The 17,247-nt window shown below is 67.7% G+C and carries 16 protein-coding genes and 2 pseudogenes; 13 read left to right on the top strand and 5 right to left on the bottom strand.

Annotation, left to right across the window (positions count from 1 at the left end):
* The 3 genes and pseudogenes from A5701_RS28645 to A5701_RS24585 form a co-directional block, all read left to right on the top strand.
* A pseudogene (locus A5701_RS28645) lies at positions 1-222 on the top strand (ABC transporter ATP-binding protein); the annotation flags it as partial.
* Positions 222-1,178 carry an aliphatic sulfonate ABC transporter substrate-binding protein gene (locus A5701_RS24590; protein ID WP_067760426.1) on the top strand — a complete coding sequence of 319 codons (957 nt, stop codon included), beginning with the start codon at positions 222-224 and terminating at the stop codon, positions 1,176-1,178. The pseudogene A5701_RS28645 and the gene A5701_RS24590, both read left to right, overlap by 1 nt.
* A gap of 35 nt (positions 1,179-1,213) precedes the next feature.
* A complete protein-coding gene (locus A5701_RS24585; RefSeq protein ID WP_197505061.1) occupies positions 1,214-1,909 on the top strand; it encodes an ABC transporter permease in 696 nt (231 codons plus the stop codon).
* Positions 1,910-1,919: 10 nt separating this feature from the next.
* Here the strand turns inward: A5701_RS24585 and ctaD are convergent, their stop codons facing one another.
* Positions 1,920-3,656, bottom strand: coding sequence for a cytochrome c oxidase subunit I (gene ctaD / locus A5701_RS24580; protein ID WP_067760424.1), 1,737 nt, complete (start codon positions 3,654-3,656; stop codon positions 1,920-1,922).
* Between the two features lie 180 nt (positions 3,657-3,836).
* On the opposite strand from ctaD, the gene A5701_RS24575 reads away from it, so the two are divergent.
* Positions 3,837-5,039, top strand: coding sequence for a DUF4185 domain-containing protein (locus tag A5701_RS24575; protein WP_156670257.1), 1,203 nt, complete (start codon positions 3,837-3,839; stop codon positions 5,037-5,039).
* A gap of 1 nt (position 5,040) precedes the next feature.
* Here A5701_RS24575 and A5701_RS24570 read toward each other — a convergent pair whose 3' ends face one another.
* The 4 genes from A5701_RS24570 to A5701_RS24555 are packed head-to-tail and all read right to left on the bottom strand — an operon-like array spanning position 5,041 to position 9,122.
* Positions 5,041-5,991 (bottom strand): FAD-binding oxidoreductase, encoded by a 951-nt coding sequence (locus A5701_RS24570; RefSeq protein ID WP_067760420.1) that lies wholly within the window; start codon positions 5,989-5,991, stop codon positions 5,041-5,043.
* A gap of 21 nt (positions 5,992-6,012) precedes the next feature.
* Positions 6,013-7,230, bottom strand: a complete 1,218-nt coding sequence (locus tag A5701_RS24565) for a GNAT family N-acetyltransferase (RefSeq protein ID WP_067760418.1) — start codon at positions 7,228-7,230, stop codon at positions 6,013-6,015.
* A 51-nt stretch (positions 7,231-7,281) separates the two neighbouring features.
* Positions 7,282-8,493: an acyl-CoA dehydrogenase family protein gene (locus tag A5701_RS24560; RefSeq protein ID WP_067271857.1), complete on the bottom strand. Its 1,212-nt coding sequence runs from the start codon at positions 8,491-8,493 to the stop codon at positions 7,282-7,284.
* Between the two features lie 26 nt (positions 8,494-8,519).
* Complete coding sequence (locus A5701_RS24555; RefSeq protein WP_156670258.1) at positions 8,520-9,122, bottom strand: TetR/AcrR family transcriptional regulator; 603 nt, start codon at positions 9,120-9,122, stop codon at positions 8,520-8,522.
* Between the two features lie 234 nt (positions 9,123-9,356).
* Between A5701_RS24555 and A5701_RS24550 the strand changes: the two genes are divergently transcribed.
* The 9 genes and pseudogenes from A5701_RS24550 to A5701_RS24510 form a co-directional block, all read left to right on the top strand.
* On the top strand, positions 9,357-10,685 hold the full coding sequence (locus tag A5701_RS24550) for a sensor histidine kinase KdpD (RefSeq protein ID WP_067760416.1): 1,329 nt from the start codon (positions 9,357-9,359) through the stop codon (positions 10,683-10,685).
* Positions 10,686-10,990: 305 nt separating this feature from the next.
* A complete protein-coding gene (locus A5701_RS24545; protein ID WP_067760429.1) occupies positions 10,991-11,296 on the top strand; it encodes a PE domain-containing protein in 306 nt (101 codons plus the stop codon).
* A 45-nt stretch (positions 11,297-11,341) separates the two neighbouring features.
* Positions 11,342-12,532, top strand: coding sequence for a PPE family protein (locus tag A5701_RS24540; RefSeq protein ID WP_067760414.1), 1,191 nt, complete (start codon positions 11,342-11,344; stop codon positions 12,530-12,532).
* A 109-nt stretch (positions 12,533-12,641) separates the two neighbouring features.
* Complete coding sequence (locus tag A5701_RS24535) at positions 12,642-12,965, top strand: WXG100 family type VII secretion target (RefSeq protein WP_067271862.1); 324 nt, start codon at positions 12,642-12,644, stop codon at positions 12,963-12,965.
* 48 nt (positions 12,966-13,013) lie between these two features.
* Positions 13,014-13,304 carry a WXG100 family type VII secretion target gene (locus A5701_RS24530; RefSeq protein WP_067760412.1) on the top strand — a complete coding sequence of 97 codons (291 nt, stop codon included), beginning with the start codon at positions 13,014-13,016 and terminating at the stop codon, positions 13,302-13,304.
* A gap of 142 nt (positions 13,305-13,446) precedes the next feature.
* Complete coding sequence (locus tag A5701_RS24525) at positions 13,447-14,277, top strand: ESX secretion-associated protein EspG (RefSeq protein WP_067760409.1); 831 nt, start codon at positions 13,447-13,449, stop codon at positions 14,275-14,277.
* A 131-nt stretch (positions 14,278-14,408) separates the two neighbouring features.
* Positions 14,409-15,434 carry a MinD/ParA family protein gene (locus A5701_RS24520; protein WP_156670256.1) on the top strand — a complete coding sequence of 342 codons (1,026 nt, stop codon included), beginning with the start codon at positions 14,409-14,411 and terminating at the stop codon, positions 15,432-15,434.
* Positions 15,431-16,960, top strand: a complete 1,530-nt coding sequence (gene eccD, locus A5701_RS24515; RefSeq protein WP_082950100.1) for a type VII secretion integral membrane protein EccD — start codon at positions 15,431-15,433, stop codon at positions 16,958-16,960. The genes A5701_RS24520 and eccD overlap by 4 nt, the downstream gene beginning before the upstream one ends.
* Positions 16,945-17,247: pseudogene (locus A5701_RS24510) on the top strand (type VII secretion-associated serine protease); the annotation flags it as partial. The gene eccD and the pseudogene A5701_RS24510, both read left to right, overlap by 16 nt.

Below are 17,247 nucleotides of genomic sequence, written 5' to 3'. Positions count from 1 at the left end.
GATGAGGCGGCGATCCTCGCCGACCGCGTGCTCGTGTTGCGCGCCGACCCCACGGGCGCGGCCGGCATCGGCGCGGCATTCGACGTCCCGATCGCCAAGCCACGCGACCGCGGCGACCCGCGCATCGCGGCGTTGCGCCAACAGTTGCTCGACGAGCTCGGCGTACCGCGGCGCGGCCGCGCCGCTGCCGGATCCGCGGTTTCCGAGGAGGCCAAGACGTGATGAAAATGCGCTGCCTGATTGCGGTTTCGGTCCTGGCCGCAGCCGCCGGCTGCGGCTCGCCAACCGGGACTACGGCGGCCAGGGACATCCGGCTGGACTATGCGTACTACAACCCGCTGAGCCTGGTGGTACGCGACCAGCACCTGCTGGAGGGAAGGGGCTACAACGTCACCTGGGTGCTCTCGGCGGGGAGCAACAAGGCAAACGAGGGCCTGCGCTCCAAGGGACTCGACTTCGGGTCCACCGCCGGTTCGGCCGCCTTGGTCGCGCGGGCGAACGGCACGCCGATCAAGATCATCGACGTGTACAGCAAGCCGGAGTGGACCGCCCTGGTGGTGGGCAAGAATTCGACGGCCACCTCGGTCGCCGACCTGAAGGGAAAGAAAATCGCGGTCACCAAGGGCACGGACCCCTACTTCTTCCTGCTGCAATCCCTTGCCACGGCGGGGCTTTCACCCGCCGACGTGGAAATGGTCAACCTGCAGCACGCCGACGGCAAAACCGCGCTGGAACGTGGCGATGTGGACGCCTGGTCAGGGCTGGATCCTTTTATGGCGCAGACCATTCAGCAGCAGGGTTCGCGGATGCTCTACCGCAATCCGGATTTCAACTCCTATGGCGTGCTGAACGTTCGAGAGGACTTCAGCGCCGCGCATCCCGATGTGGTCCAGTCCGTGGTCAATAGCTATGAGGAGGCCCGTAAATGGGCGAAGGCGCATCCCGAGGAGCTGGCGGCGTTGCTGGCCTCGCAGGCGAAAGTCACACCGAGCGTCGCCCAGGAGGAGTTGCGACGGACGGTGCTGGACATCCCGCCCGCGCCGGGCGACCCGCAGCGGACGGTGTTGACGAACATCCTGCCGATCGCGGTGGCGGACTCCGACATCAAATCCGACGACTCCGGCCGCGGCGCGCTGGGAACGATCATCGAGCCGAAGTACGCCCAACACGTGTCCTGAGGATCCCCCTCGCCCCGGCTGGGCTTGCGGTTCCGCTGCTGTTGCTGGCCGCCTGGCAAGCGGTGACCGCCGCGGGCTGGTTCTCGGCCAGTCAACTGCCCCCACCCGGCGACGTGATCGCGGCGCTGGGTGACCTGCTGCGTCGCGGTGAGCTCTGGACCCATCTACAGGCCAGCCTGGGGCGTGTCTCGCTCGGCTACCTGCTCGGCTCGGCCGCCGCGCTCGCGATCGGATCGCTAGTGGGGCTGTCGCTCACCGCGCGCAGGCTGCTCGCCCCGACGGTGGCGGCCTTGCGCACCGTGCCTTCGCTGGCGTGGGTTCCGTTACTGCTCTTGTGGTTTGGCATTGACGAAACACCGAAGGTGCTGCTGGTAGCCATCGGCGCGTTCTTCCCCGTGTACACCACGACGGCGTCGGCGCTGTCCCACGTCGACCCGCAACTGTTGGAGGTGGGCCGCGCCTACGGTCGGGACGGGGCCGCGCTGTTGACGACGGTCATGCTTCCCGCAGCCGCCCCCGCTCTGCTGAACGGGCTGCGCCTGGGACTGGCGAACGCGTGGCTTTTCCTGGTGGCCGCCGAGTTGATCGCCTCGTCGAAGGGACTCGGCTTCCTGCTGATCGACAGCCAGAACACCGGCCGCACCGACGTGATGCTGTTGGCCATCGGACTACTCGCCGCGCTGGGCAAGTTCAGCGACGCCGCGCTGGGGGGCTGGAGAAGCGAATGGTGATACGGCGCAACTAGTTTATGGCGACGTCGGCCGCGTCGGGCGTCGCGCTCGCGAGTTCGCGGCGGCCGACATGCGCCTCGGCGCGCATGCGCTCCACCATGTGCGGGTAATGCAGCTCGAAAGCCGGCCGCTCCGAACGGATTCGCGGCAGCTCGGTGAAGTTGTGCCGCGGCGGCGGGCAGCTGGTGGCCCACTCGAGCGAATTGCCGTGGCCCCACGGGTCGTCCACCAGGACCGGCTCGCCGTAGCGCCAGCTCTTGAACACGTTCCAGACGAACGGCAAGACCGAGGCGGCGAGGATGAACGCCCCGATCGTCGAGACAAGGTTGAGCGTCTGAAACCCATCGGTGGGCAGGTAGTCGGCATACCGGCGCGGCATCCCCGAATCGCCGAGCCAGTGCTGCACCAGGAAGGTGGTGTGGAAGCCGATGAACGTCAGCCAGAAATGCAGCTTGCCCAGCCGCTCGTCGAGCAGGCGTCCGGTCATCTTCGGGAACCAGAAGTAGATGCCCGCGTAGGTGGCGAACACGATCGTGCCGAACAACGTGTAGTGGAAGTGCGCCACAACGAAATAGGTGTCGGTGATGTGGAAGTCGAGCGGGGGGCTGGCGAGCAGCACGCCCGTCAACCCCCCGATGAGGAAGGTCAGCAAGAACCCGATCGCGAACAGCATCGGGGATTCGAACGTCAACTGGCCCTTCCACATGGTGCCGATCCAGTTGAAGAACTTGATCCCGGTGGGGACGGCGATCAGGAACGTCATGAACGAAAAGAACGGCAGCAGCACGGCGCCGGTGGCATACATGTGGTGCGCCCACACCGCCACTGACAGTGCGGCGATCGACAGCGTCGCGTAAACCAGTGTGCTGTAACCGAACAGCGGCTTGCGGGAGAACACGGGGACGATCTCGGAGATGATGCCGAAGAACGGCAGCGCGATCACGTAGACCTCGGGATGCCCGAAGAACCAGAACAAGTGCTGAAACAGCATCACCCCGCCGTTGGCGGGATCGTAGATGTGCGCGCCGAAGCGGCGGTCGGCCTCCAAACCGAACAGCGCGGCGGTCAACAGCGGGAAGACAATCAGGACAAGCACACTGGTGACCAGGATGTTCCAGGTGAAGATGGGCATCCGGAACATGGTCATGCCCGGGGCCCGCAGACAGACCACCGTGGTGATCATGTTGACCGCACCCAGAATGGTTCCCAGACCACCGACGCCCACGCCCAGAATCCACAGGTCGCCGCCCACGCCGGGACTGTGCACGGCATCGGACAGCGGCGTGTAGGCGGTCCACCCGAAATCGGCGGCACCTCCGGGAACGATGAAGCCGCCCAACGCGATCAGCGCCCCGCAGACGAACAGCCAGAACGACAGCGCGTTGAGCCGTGGGAAGGCCACGTCGGGCGCACCGATCTGCAGGGGCAGTACCAGATTCGCGAACCCGAAGACGATGGGCGTCGCATAAAACAGCAACATCGCCGTGCCGTGCATGGTGAACAGCTGGTTGTACTGCTCGTTGGACAGAAATTGCAGCCCGGGCCGGGCCAGCTCGAGCCGCAGGAGCAGCGCCATCAGGCCGCCGATGAAGAAGAAGATGAAACAGGCGACCATGTACATGATGCCGATCATCTTGTGGTCGGTCGTGCTGATGAGCTGGTAGATCAGGTTCCCCTTGGGACCTGTCCGCGCGGGAAACGGCCGGCGGGCCTGCAGGCCGCTGACGGGCGGCGCTTCAGCCGTCATCGCATACCTCCACGGGGGGGCCGGTGCGGACTCACGCAATTTGTCAAGCCGCCCAAGTATTCCGAGGCGCCACTCCGCGGACCTAGGGTCAAACGTCCCTAAACGAGCGACAATTGGGCATCCTGGCCGGTCTAGAAGGAAAGGCTTACCTCCCCAACCCGGAGCGCCTATCGTGTGAGCGTGACGCGCGGGATGGGCAGGCGGGCCGGCCGGCTGCTCGTCACCCTCCTGATCGCGGCTCTCGCTCTCGGCCTGTTCTCGTCCTGGCCGGGCCCGCGCGGCGTGATGGGGGCGCCGATGGTGCTCGGCTCCGCGCCGCTGGACTGCCTGAACACGGCCCTGACGAACTACGGCAATTCCGGTAGCGGTTGGACGGGCGGAGATTCGACCTGGACGGCCACGCTGCCCGACGGTAGGGAGGCCTTCGTGTTCTCCGATACTTTCCTCGGGCCCATCACCCCGCCGACCCGACCGCCCGACGCGCTTTTCGTGCACAATTCCTTCGTCATCCGTGACGGCGAAGGGCACTGGTCCACCGTGGTGGGCGGGACGGCCGACCACCGGGCGGGCGTGGTCGCGCCGGTTGACCCCACGCACTGGTTCTGGCTGGGAGCGGCGACGTATCTTGATGGGGCACTACAGGTTCCGCTGTCCGAGTGGAGATCCGGTGGGCGCGGACCGCTCGACTTCGTGTTCGTCGGGTCATCGCTGGCGCGGTTCGACATCGGGGACCTGCGCGCAGCCTCGGCGATCACGCCGCTGCCACGATCGCGCGGCATCCAATGGGGCCAGTGGGTGCAGAACGACGGCGGCTGGACCTATGTCTACGGTGTCGAGACCGGCGCCGACAACAAGTACCTGCACGTGGCCCGCATCGCGGGAGGCGATCTGCGGCAAGCCTTCTCGTACTGGACCGGCCGGGGATGGTCGTCCGCGGAAGCGGATTCGTTCCGGGTGAGCGACCGCGTCGGCGCCGAGCTTTCGGTGCACCGGCTGCGCGACGGCGTCTACATGCTCACCACCATGCAGGGGGGCAGGGGATTCAGCGATCGCCTCGTTGGCCGCTTCGGGCCGTCCCCGACGGGACCCTTCGGGCCCGCGACGACGCTGTACCTGACGCCTGAGAGCGGAAGCGCCGGGCTCTACCACGACGCCGACGTCTACACCTACAACGCCCATGTGCACCCCGAGTACTCGACGTCCAGCAAGCTGGTCATCTCGTACGACGTCAACAGCCTTGACACCGCGCCGGGCGGCGACGTGTACCGCCAGGTGAGCATCTACCGTCCCCGATTCATCGTCGTGTCGTTGCGCTGGAACGCTGATGGCCGTCCCCGCGCGGCGGCGGACTCGTCCGGCGATGCGCTTGCGCCCTGCAGGTGAACTATCGGGCGAGGGCCAGCTGGCCCGGTAGCTCTTCGCTGAGCACCGCCTCGGCAAGCAGTTCGCCGAGCAACGGACCGAACTTCATCAGGTTGGCGCCGACGAACCCGACGACGCGGCCGCGGCGGCCCACCGTCCAGCCGTCGCCGCCCGCGTCCAGCCACGGCGCGCGAACCGTCACGCAGTCCACCCGCCCAACCGGCGACAGCCCTGGGAACAGCGCGCGCACCGTCGCGGGGTCCGGCACCTCCTGACCGAACGCCCAGCGCCCCGTGCTGCCCAGCGGCAGCCCGTAGCCCTCGGGCGCCGACAGGCACGCCGCGCCGGTCGCGTCGGCGCCCGCGTAGGTGAACCGGGTGTGCGGGGCGAATTCGACACCAAGCGGGCCGAACAGCGCCGGCGTCCGCGCGCCGGCGCAGATCAGCACGCGGTCGCCCCGCAGCACGCCGCCGTCGGCCAGACTCACCTCACCGTCGTCGGAAACCGCCACGACGTCGCCCCGCCGGACGTCGAGCCGCCCCGCCAGCGCGGACAGTGCGCGGCGGATTCGCAGGCTGCCGCCGAGTGGATCCAGCACACCGGTCTCCCACGGCGGGGCGGCGAATGGGATCCGCGCGGCGATCTCCGCCCCGTCCACCCAACGGAATGAAGCACCCGCCGTTGTCATGGCCGCCGCGGTCTCCTCGCAGGCACCGGCGGCGATGAATCCCTCCGCGCCCAATAGCCGGCCCACGCCGAGCTCGTCCTCCCAGCGCTGCCAGCCGGCGCGGGCACGGAGCGCCAGGCGGCACAACGACGGGCGCCGATGCGCAATCCGGAAGATGCGGGCCAATCCCGTTGACTGCTCGCCGAACGGGACCCCGCGTTCCAGCACGATCGCGGGCTCCCCACGCCGCGCCAGCTCGTGGGCGGCGGCCAGCCCGCACACCCCCGCACCGACGATGACGATCACGCGATCCGCATACCCGCGCGGCTAGAAGTAGAACCCGGCATGGGGAGCGTCCGGCACCGCGAACAATCGGTCGGCCGCGGCGATCGCCGACGGGTCATCGGGTCGGGCCACGCCCGCGACGGCGAGGTCGCGCCAGGTCACACCTCCGAGCAGAACTGCGGCCAGCCCCTCGACGTCGACCTCGAGCTGCGCGCGCCCGCCGGTCGGTTCGGCGCCGTCCCCGGTGATCGTGAAACGACCCGAATTATCGGGCAGCATAGGGTCTTTGACCGCGATGGTGACGCCGCCGTCGCCGCCGTACCGGCGAGCCGAGAGCGCCCGCGGCACGTCGATGACGCGAAGCCACGTTTCGTCATGCACGGCGGTGACGCGCGCGGCGCGCCGATCGGCCAGCAACCAGGGCAGCGGATCGTCCATCGGCAACATCCAAAACACGACGCGGTCAATGAGATCGAGCCGCAGCAGAAACCGCAGCAGGCCGAGATAGGCCTCGGCGGTCGGGGCAAAGAAGTCCTCCACCGCGATCGTGCGCTGGTCGCTGACGAACCACCTCTCGGTGTCGACGGGGCGGTAGCGGGCGAAACCGGATTCGGCTCCCGGGGCGCCGTGCACCGCGACATACGAAGGCTGCGGCGATGATTCGGTACGCAGCCGCAGGCTCCGCCACCACGCGTCCGGCCGGTCGATGGATCCCGGCCGCGACGGACGATTCTCGGCGTAGATGCGGGGCAACAACGCCCAGCCTTCGGCCGCGTCGATCAACCGCACCGGACCGCCGGCCCCGACCTCGCGACGCAGCGCCGCCCGCGCGGTGTGCACCTCTACCGTCTGCGACGAACTGGCGACGCCGTACCCATAGCGCCCGTAGATCGTGGCCTCGGAGGCCCGCAACGACGCGACCACCTCGCCGCGGGCCGCGATGTCGCCGAATTGATGACGGATCAACTCCGTGGCGACGCCCCGCCGGGTGAACGACGGCAACACCCCGATGTGGGTGACGGCGGCGTGCCCCACCATCGACCCGCCGGGGAGCGTCATTCGGCTCGTCACTGCGTCCGCGGTGCCGACGAGCTCCCCGCCGACGAACGCCCCCAGGGTGCGGCCGGGCTCGAGCAGCTTGGCGATCTGGCCGGGCGGTAGCTCCGGCATCGGCGGGAAGCCGATCATGGCGACGCGAAACACGTTGGCCGCGGCCAGCAGTTCGTCCTCGCTGTCGAGGACCCGGATCTCGGTGGTCATCCGGCCATCATGTCTCGCGCCCGTGACGGCACGGACCGCGGGATGCGGCCGTTACCGAATCTGCAAGCCGGTCAGCGCCCGCGAGATCACCAGGCGCTGGATCTCGCTGGTGCCCTCGAAAATGGTGAAGATCTTGGCGTCGCGGTGCATCCGCTCCACGGGATAGTCACGGGTGTATCCGTTGCCGCCCAGAATCTGGATCGCCTCGTCGGTGACGTAGACGGCCGTCTCGCTGGCAACCAGCTTGGCCATCGACCCCTCGGCGGCGTCGAACGATTGGTTGTTGCGCGCCATCCAGCCGGCCCGCCACACCAGCAGGCGGGCGGCGTCGATGCGGCTCTTCATGTCGGCCAGCTTGAACGCCACCGCCTGGAATTCGCCGATCTTGCGGCCGAATTGCTCACGCTGGCAGGCATAGTCGAGCGCGTACTCGTACGCGGCGCGGGCCACGCCGACGGCCATGGCCCCGACCGTGGGCCGGGTGCGCTCGAAGGTCTTCATCGCCGCCTGGCTGCGCGCGGAGGCACCCGACTTGACCCGGGCGATGCGCGCCTCGAACTTCTCCCGGCCGCCCAGGATGTGGTCCTCGGGTAGGCGAACGTTGTCGAGAACCACCTCGGCGGTGTGCGATGCCCGGATCCCGTGCTTCTTGAACTTCTGGCCTTGCGCCAAACCATTGACGCCCGCCGGGACGACGAACGTGGCCTGTCCGCGGGTGCCCAATTCGGGATACACCGACGCCACCACGATGTGCACGTTCGCGATGCCGCCGTTGGTCGCCCAGGTCTTGGTGCCGTTCAGCACCCATTCGTTGGTGGCCTCGTCGTAGCGGGCCCGGGTGCGGATCGCCCCGACATCCGACCCGGCGTCGGGCTCCGAGGAGCAGAACGCACCCAGCTTCGGCTCGTCGGCCGTACCGAACATCTCCGGCAGCCACCGGCCCAGCTGTTCGGGAGTTCCGTTGCCCGCCAACGCCGCCGCGGCCAGGCCGGTGCCCATGATGGACAGCGCGATGCCGGCGTCGCCCCAGAACATCTCCTCGAACGCGGTGAGCATGCCCAGGCCCGTCGGCTCGGCCGCCTGCTGCGCGAAGAAGTCGGGGGAGTACAGCCCCACCTTGGCGGCCTCCTGGATCACGGGCCACGGGGTCTCCTCCCGTTCGTCCCATTCCGAGGCGGCGGGCCGGATGACGTCGGCGGCGAACTTGTGCACCCAGTCGCGTACCTCGATCACGTCGTCGGTCAGTTGCAGTGAGAAAGTCACGGTCTACTCCTGAAAGGTTGTTGTGCTCAACGGGTTCCGTACTGGGCGAGGACGCTGACGGTCTGGCTGACCCACGCCTCGAAGTACCGCTCTTCGTCGATGTTGCCGGGCAGCCTGCCGGTCAGCGCCTGCAGCGTCGCGGCATACGACAACGACCCGATGGCGACCGCCGCGGCCGCCTCGGGATCGGGGATGCGGGTGCGGCCGGACCGATTCGACGCGGCCAGTTCGTCGGCGAAGCGCTGATAGGCGTTGTCGGTGATGACCTGCCACGTCTTTTCGTCGAGGTCGCCGAGCTCCTCGGGCTCCCGCAGCATGACCTTGAGCAGGTCCTCGCTCTCTTTGAGATTGCTCCAGATCAGCTGCCCGGCCGTGCGCACCGCCTGCTCGACGCTGCCCGGTTGCCCCGCGTCGTACTGCTCGCGCGCCGCCACGATGCTGTCGATCCGGTACGCGACGGCGGCCTCGAGCAGCTCGCGCTTCGAGCCGAAGTGCTTGTAGAGCGCTCCCGATCCCGGAGCCAGACCCGACGCTCGCTGGATGTCGGCCACCGATGTCGCCGCGTAACCCTTGGCGGCGAAAAGCTTCAGCGCCTCGGCCAGGAGCCGATCACGTCCGGAGGCGAGCATGGTGAGAGAGTACTCACTCACCACGATGGAGGCAAAACGACCGCGGTCAGGGCCGGGCCGGGCAGGAGCTCAAAGTTTGGCGCTACATTCTCTGCGAAACGCCACGACGCCTGAACGCGGCGAATCGCGAAGGGTGTGAGGGTTGTGGTCAGGTTCTCGACACCGTCTCCGGCCGGCGCCGTGAGCGCACCAGAGGAGCGTGACATTCGCGTGTTACCGCACGTACAGCTGCCGATGCGGGTGTTGTCGCTGCGCACCATCGTCGTCGTCGCCGCGCTCTCGGTCATCACCCTGGTCGTGCTGCTGGGCACCTGGGTTTGGGTCGGCGTCACCAACGACCAGTACAGCCAGCTGGACCGCCGGCTCGACTCGGTCAGCAGCCTGGGCGACATCAATTCACTGCTCAACAACGTCGAGCACGCGAGCCCCGACCAGCCCATGCCGGACGGCAACCTGGTGCGCACCGCGCGCATCGGCGACGTGACGGTCTCGGTGCCCAACAACATCGTGCTGCCGAAGCTGCCCAACGGATACGCCAACACCACCATCAACGGCGTGCAGTACCGCGTCCGCACCTTCTCGGCGGGGCCCGCCTCGATCGCGCTGGCCGCGCCGCTGGCCGAAGCGCAACACCGGATCAACGAGCTACACCTGCGGGTGTTGTTGATCTGCGCCAGCGTCATCGGCGGCACGGTGGTCGTCGGCTGGGTGATCTCGTTGATCATGGTGAACCCGTTCCTGTTGCTGGCGCAGCAGGCCCGCGCGATCAACGCGCAGTCCAGCCCCGACGAGGTTCAGGTGCGCGGGGTGCGGGAGGCCGTGGAGATCGCCGAAGCGGTCGAGGGAATGCTCGCGCGCATCGGCAAGGAGCAACAGCGCACGAAGGCGGCGCTCGAGTCGGCACGCGACTTCGCCGCCGTCGCCTCCCACGAGCTGCGCACCCCGTTGACGGCGATGCGCACCAACCTGGAAGTCCTCTCCACGCTGGACCTGCCCCGTGAGCAGCGCCAGGAGGTGATCGGCGACGTCATCCGCACCCAGAGCCGCATCGAGGGAACGCTGACGGCGCTGGAACGGCTGGCACAGGGCGAGCTGACCACCGTCGACGACTTCGTCCCGTTCGACATCACCGAACTGCTGGACCGTGCCGCGCACGACGCACTGCGGATATATCCCGAGGTCGAGGTGTCGCTGGTGCCCTCGCCGACGGTGCTGATGGTGGGACTGCCCACCGGCCTGCGGCTGGTGATCGACAACGCGATCGCCAACGCCGTCAAGCATGGCAACGCCGGCAAGATCCAGCTCACCGTGAGCAGCTCCAGCGAGGGCGTGGAGATCGCGATCGACGACGACGGCACCGGCGTTCCGGAGTCCGAGCGGGCCGCGGTCTTCGAGCGCTTCGCCCGCGGCTCCACGGCATCGCGGTCGGGCTCCGGGCTGGGGCTGGCGCTGGTCGCCCAGCAGGCCGAACTGCACGGCGGCACGGCGGCGTTGCAGACGAGTCCGCTCGGGGGCACCCGGCTGCTGCTGAACCTGGCCGGTGACGGCCGCGGACCCGCGTAGTTTCGGTCGGCATTTCCGCGACGGGAAACGTGATCGGGCGATTCGATGTTTCAGGCCGCACCAAATAGGCGGCCATTACTGCCAGCCATTCGCATGAATCACGCGGTAACCGCGTGACCGGTGTGCCTGCAGTGGCATGCGGGGTGTTTGACGGATGCCTCATAACGGGAATACCGCCCGTCAACTGAATCACGTAATTCCGGCCGGGAGACCGGGGGGAATCCGAGTGAATACACGAACAGTAGAACCGCACTAGACTGAGGCGCCAAGCCCGTCTTATGACGCTGAGCAATCGGAGGGAAATCATGGTGCTGCAGGTGCAATCGGAGGCTGTGCTGGCATCGGCGGCCGCGGAGTCGGGGATCAGCGCCGAGACCCAGGCGGCGGCTTCGGCGGCCGCGCCCGTGCTGCTGGGGGTCATGCCGATGGGCGCAGACCCGGATTCGGCGATGTTCGCGGCGGCGCTGAACGCGTGCGGCGGAAACTACCTGGGAGTGGTATCCGAGCACGCCGCCCAGCGCGGTTTGTTCGCCGGCGCGCAGAGCATCGCGTCGGGTACCTACGTCGTCACCGAACTCATGCGTAGCTTGGCGTTGGCGATAGGCGCGTAACAGCCAGCTACGCCACCAGCGGGGCAGCAAAGGGGGAAGTGCGGCATGGCGGATCCGGGGTGGGCCGCGCGTACGCCTGAAGAAAACGACATGTTGCTCAAGGCGGGTGCCGGCGTCATCACCCATCTGGCCAACCAGGCCGCTTGGACGGCACTGGCGGCCACCCATCACGGCTCGAGCATCGCATCGGAGATCAACACCGTCGCGACGTCGGTGAGCTGGACCGGTGTCGGCTCCCTCGCCTCCGCCACCAACGCCACCGCGCTGAACGCGTCACTGCACGGGCTCGCCGGGTGGGTGGATGTCAAACCCGCGGTGGTCTCGACCGCGGTCTCCGCGTATCAGATGGCGTACGGCACGATGCGTCCGGCGCCCGAGTGCATCGCCAACCGCACCGAGTGCGCCACCGACTACGGCATCAACCCCATCGTCCTCGGCGCCTTGACGCCCCGGATCACGTCGCTGGAGCTCGAATACTTCGGGTCGATGTGGCCGAACAACTCCGCCGTCGGCGCCAGCTACGGAACGATCCTGACCGCCTTGAGCGAGAGCCTCGCCATTCCACCGCCGCTGGCGACCATGGGCGCGTCGCCGGCGGCGCCGGCGGAGGCGGCCGCGGCGGTGGGACAGGCGGCCGCGAACGTCGGCGCCGGCGACGGCATGCGTGCCGCCATGCAGGGTGCGCAGACGGGCACCCAGGGCGCGGGCCAGGCGGCGTCGGGCGGCCAGGACATCATGAGCCAGGCCGGTTCGTTCATGGAGCCCGTGCAGTCGATGATGGGCGCGGTCCCGCAAATGATGCAGGCGCCGATGCAAATGATGCAGGCGCCGATGCAGATGATGCAGCCGCTGCAGTCGATGATGGGCATGTTCGCCAACCCGGGAGCCATGGGCGGTGCGGCGCCCGGAATTTCGGCGATATCGGCGACGGAGATGTCGGCCGTCGGCGCCTCGGGCGGCGGCGGAGGGGCCGCCTCTCTGGGCGGGGCCGGCATGCCCGCGACCACCTTCACCCGTCCCGTCAGCGCCTTCGAACCGGCCGGCAGTGGCCGGCCGGTGGGGTTGCGGCCGAGCGGGGCGTTGGGGGCCGAGGCCATTCGTCCGCAGACCACGACGGTCGGCGGCGGTACTCCTATGGGCGGCATGCCGGTGGGGCATGGGGCGGGAGGAGAGCGCGGATCCCGAGACAAAGCCGAACAGCCCGCGACGGTGCGGGTTGTCGACACGAGAGTGTGAAGCCGGCCCGGCCAAGGGTGAATCGACAGATAAATACAGCAGCCATACACTTCGCTCCATGCCCCAGGTAATTCCGGGGGAGGGCATCAGTAGTTAGGAGAAACCCCAAGTGGACAGTTCAACAATCCAAGTATCGGCTCAGGTGCTTCGCGATGCTTCCAACCATATCCAGGCCAACATGGAACACGCGATCGCGATCGCGCAGGGCTACATCGCGAACCACGAAAACGTCATGAACCCTTCGACCTGGTCCGGTGAGGCCGTGACCGCGTCTCACGCGACGGCCATCGAAATCCAGAACGACCTGAACAAGGTGCTCAACGGCGGAACCCGCCTGGCCGAGGGGCTCAAGCAGGCGGCGGCGTTGATGGAACACCACGAGGCGGATTCGACGCACGCGTTCAGCGCGCTATTCGGCGGCCACGGCTCCTAACCCATCCACCATTCGCAATTCACAATCGGCCTTTGAAGGGAATGCACAATGTCCAACCCCATCACCTATAACCCCGGCGCCGTAGCCGATTTCGCGTCCGACATCGGATCGCGCGCCGGCCAGTTGCAGGGAATCTATGACGACACCGCGAACCGGACCAACCAGCTGACAGAATTCTTCGCCGGTCATGGCGCGAAGCAATTCTTCGAGGCGCAGGCGCAGATGCTCTCCGGGTTGCAGGGGCTGATCGACACGGTGAGCCAGCACGGAATGACGACCTCCCACGTGCTGGACAACGCGCTCGCGACCGACCAGAACATCGGCCACTTGTTCGGCTGAACAACCGCCCCGGGCTCCGATCTACTGATTGGGCGTGGTGGGTGAGTGCGATTGAAGGCGGGGCAGATGCGTCGAGCGCATGTGCCCCCCTTCGGCGTGTAGCCCGCCGGTCAAGGGCGCGCGGCTTTGAAAGCGAAGTGACATGCTGACGACGACGGTCGATGGCCTGTGGGTGTTGCAGGCGGTTACCGGGGTGGAGCAGACCTGTCCCGAGCTGGGCTTGCGGCCGTTGCTGCCGCGGCTCGACACCCCCGAGCGCGCGCTGAGCCACCCGATCGCGGACGAGTTGCGGGCCGCCGGCGCCCTGGACGAGGCGGGCAATGTCGACCCGATGATCCGCGAATGGCTGACCGTGTTGCTGCGGCGCGACTTGGCGCTGATGGTCAACATCGGCGTGCCGGGCCGTGAACCGACACGGGCGTCCGTCTGCCGCTTCGCCAGCTGGTGGGTGGTGCTCGAACGCCATGCCGAGCTGATCCGCCTGTACCCGGCCGGCACCGCCAATGACGAGGGCGGGGCCAGCGATTTGGTGGTGGGCCAGGTCGAGCGGCTGTGTGGGGTGGCCGAGGTGGCCCCGCTCAAGCCGGTCACCCTCGACACCGAAGAGCTGCTCGCCTCGGTGCGCGACGCCGCCAGCCTCCGGACGTTTCTGCTCAGGCAGAACCTCGACGTCGACCAGCTGCAGATCGTCACCATGGCCGCCGACCCCGCGCGTTCGGCGCACGCGGCAATCGTGGGGCTGCAGGCCGGGGTCGGGCCGGACGAGATGGCGCGGGTCGCCGTCGGCGATTCGACCGTGTCCATCATCGACACCCCGGCGGGCCGCGTCTGCGTCGAGAACGTCATCTCGGGTCAGCGCCGCTACCAGATCCTTTCACCCGGCTCGCGCAGCGACATCAGTGGCGCCGTGCAGCGACTGATCCGCCGGCTGCCCGCCGGCGAGGAGTGGTATTCGTATCGGCGAGTGGTCTGATCCGGCGGCCGACTTCTCCACTGACGCAAGATAAGTCACTTAACCAATGCCGTGGAATGGCAACCTGTTACGTGCTTGAAGGGTTTGTTGATCGGTAAACGTGGTATCGCCGAGCGTGTTAGCATCGCGACGTGACGAGCCCTTGGAATGACCCGAATATGTCGGACGAAGGGGCGCTCAGACGGGGGGATCCGTCAGGGGGCCGCAACTTCCCGGATTCGGTATCCGACACCATGCGCATTACCGATCTTGCCGCGCCCCGAAAGATTCCTCCAGGCTCGGGTTGGCGGAAATTCGTCTACGTCATCTCTTTTAAAAAAATAAATCCCGGGGAATCGCCCGCCGAGCGGCACTACCGCGATTTGCAGAACCGTATCCGGCGGCACATCCGGAGGCAGTACGTGATCACGGTGGTCTCCGGCAAGGGCGGGGTCGGGGTCTCCACCATGGTCGCCTGCATCGGCGGGGTGTTCCGGGAATGCCGCCCGCAGAACGTGATTGCGATCGATGCCGTCCCGGGTTTCGGCACGCTGGCCGACCGCATCGACGAGTCGCCGCCGGGTGACTACACCGCCATCATCAACGACACCGACGTGCAGGGCTACGCCGACATCCGTGAACACTTGGGGCAGAACCCGATCGGGCTCGACGTCCTCGCCGGAAACCGTACGTCGGACCAGCCCCGGCCGCTGGTGCCTGCGATGTTCTCCGGGGTGTTGTCGCGGCTGCGGCGAACTCACACGGTGATGATCGTGGACACGTCGCCGGATTTGGAGCACGAGGTGATGAAGCCGGTGCTGGAGAACACCGACACCCTCGTGTTCGTCTCCGGCATCACCGCCGATCGGTCGCGGCCCGTGCTGCGTGCCGTGGACTATCTGCGGTCGCAGGGCTACCACGAGGTGGTGTCGCGCAGCACCGTGATCATCAACCACACCGATCAGATCACCGACAAGGATGCGCTGGCTTACCTGACCGAGCGGTTCAGCAAAGTCGGGGCGACCGTCGAGGAGATGCCGTTCGATCCGCATCTCGCCAAAGGTGGCCTCATCGACACGGTTCACGAATTGAAGAAAAAGACGCGGTTGCGTCTTTTTGAAATTACCGCCGGCCTGGCCGACAAATACATTCCGGATGCGGAGCGGACGACGCCGTGACATCAGCGCATAAGGTCGCCTTCCCGGCGCGCTGTGCGGTCAACATTTCCTACGAGAAGCATCTCTGCTCGCAAGTGTTCCCGGCCGGAATTCCGGTGGAGGGATTCTTCGAGGGAATGGTCGAGCTCTTCGACGCCGACCTGAAGCGCAAAGGCTTTGAAGGCATTACGTTGCCGGCGGGCAGCTACGAACTGCACAAGATCAATGGGGTCCGCCTCGACATCAACAAGAGCCTGGACGAGTTGGGCGTGCAGGACGGCGACACCCTGGTGCTGGTGCCCCGTGTCGCGGGCGAGTCCTTCGAACCGCAGTACGAGTCGCTGTCGACCGGCCTGGCGGCCATGGGCAAGTGGCTGGGCCGTGAGGGCGGCGACCGGATGTTCGCCCCGGTGACGCCGTTGACGGCCGCGCACACCGCGGTCGCGATCATCGCGATGGCGGCCGCGGTGGTGGTGGCGCTGACGCTGCGCGCGCGGATGTTCACCGACAGCCCCATCCCGGCCGCGGTGGCCGGCGCAGTCGGCGTCTTGCTGATCATCGCGACGTTCATCGTCTGGTGGGGCTGGCGCGAGCGGCGCGACCTGTTCAGCGGGTTCGGCTGGCTGGCAGTGGTGTTGCTGGCGGTCGCGGGCGCCTGCGCGCCGCCGGGCACCCTGGGCGCGGCGCACGGGCTGATCGGCCTCGTGATCGTGATCCTCGGTGCCATCGCCATCGGCGTGACGACGCGGAAGCGGTGGCAGACCGCGGTCGTCACCGCGGTGGTGACGGTGTGCGGGATCCTGGCCGCGGTTGCCGCGGTTCGGATGTTCCGGCCCGCCTCGGCGCAGGTATTGGCCATCTGCGTGCTGGTCGGGCTGCTGATCCTGGTCAGGATGACCCCGATGATCGCGTTGTGGGTGGCCCGGGTTCGGCCGCCGCACTTCGGATCGATCACCGGCCGCGACCTCTTCGCCCGGCGCGAAGGCATGCCCGTCGACACTGTCTCGCCGGTGAGTGAGGACGAATCCGAGGACGAGGACAACGAATTGACCGACATCACCGCGCGCGGCGCGGCCATTGCCGCCTCCGCGCGGCTGGTCAACGCGGTGCAGGTCGGTGTCTGCGTCGGGGTGTCGATCGTCCTGCCCGCCGCCGTGTGGGGGGTGCTGACACCGGGGCGCCCGTGGGCGTGGTTGGCGCTGGTGGTCGCCGGACTCGTGGTGGGCATCTTCATCACCCAGGGCAGGGGATTCGCCGCCAAGTACCAGGCCGTCGCGCTCGCCTGCGGGGCCGCCGCCGCCGTGTGCGCCGGAGTGGTCAAATACGCCATCGTGGAGCCGAAAGACGTTGTCAGCGGATTGCTTTGGCCCGCTGTAGCGGTGGCGGCCTTCGCCGCGTGCGGCCTGGCCGCGGCGCTGTTGGTGCCGACGGTGCGGTTCAGGCCGCTGATCCGGTTGACCGTGGAATGGGTGGAAGTGTTCGCGTTCATCGTGTTGCTGCCGGCGGCGGCGGCCCTGGGGGGGCTGTTCACGTGGATTCGGCACTGAAGCGCGCGGCGGCGGCGACCGCCGCCGTCACCCTGGTCGCGCTGTCCGCGAATATCCCTGCCGCGCAAGCCATCACACCCCCACAGGTCGATCCCGGCATGGTGCCGCCGGACGGGCCGCCGCGAAGCGACCAACCGATGCGGCGCGCCAACAGCTGCTCGACGCCCATCACCGTGCGCAACCCCGACGTGGCGCAGCTGGCGCCGGGCTTCAACCTGCTCAACATCAGCAAGGCCTGGCAATACAGCACCGGCAACGGCGTACCGGTGGCCGTGATCGACACCGGC

This window comes from Mycobacterium sp. E3305 (genome assembly GCF_001666785.1).
In the GTDB taxonomy this organism is placed as follows: domain Bacteria; phylum Actinomycetota; class Actinomycetes; order Mycobacteriales; family Mycobacteriaceae; genus Mycobacterium.
Note: the sequence above shows the minus strand (reverse complement) of the source record. Positions and strands in the feature narration are given on the sequence as shown.

Bases quoted from the DNA above. Each gene is read 5' to 3' on its own strand.
- A5701_RS24530 (WP_067760412.1), top strand. From the start codon at position 13,014: ATGTCCAACCCCATCACCTATAACCCCGGCGCCGTAGCCGATTTCGCG.
- A5701_RS24545 (WP_067760429.1), top strand. From the start codon at position 10,991: ATGGTGCTGCAGGTGCAATCGGAGGCTGTGCTGGCATCGGCGGCCGCG.
- A5701_RS24590 (WP_067760426.1), top strand. From the start codon at position 222: ATGAAAATGCGCTGCCTGATTGCGGTTTCGGTCCTGGCCGCAGCCGCC.
- A5701_RS24555 (WP_156670258.1), bottom strand. From the start codon at position 9,122: ATGCTCGCCTCCGGACGTGATCGGCTCCTGGCCGAGGCGCTGAAGCTT.
- A5701_RS24540 (WP_067760414.1), top strand. From the start codon at position 11,342: ATGGCGGATCCGGGGTGGGCCGCGCGTACGCCTGAAGAAAACGACATG.
- ctaD (WP_067760424.1), bottom strand. From the start codon at position 3,656: ATGACGGCTGAAGCGCCGCCCGTCAGCGGCCTGCAGGCCCGCCGGCCG.
- A5701_RS24525 (WP_067760409.1), top strand. From the start codon at position 13,447: ATGCTGACGACGACGGTCGATGGCCTGTGGGTGTTGCAGGCGGTTACC.
- A5701_RS24565 (WP_067760418.1), bottom strand. From the start codon at position 7,230: ATGACCACCGAGATCCGGGTCCTCGACAGCGAGGACGAACTGCTGGCC.
- A5701_RS24550 (WP_067760416.1), top strand. From the start codon at position 9,357: ATGCGGGTGTTGTCGCTGCGCACCATCGTCGTCGTCGCCGCGCTCTCG.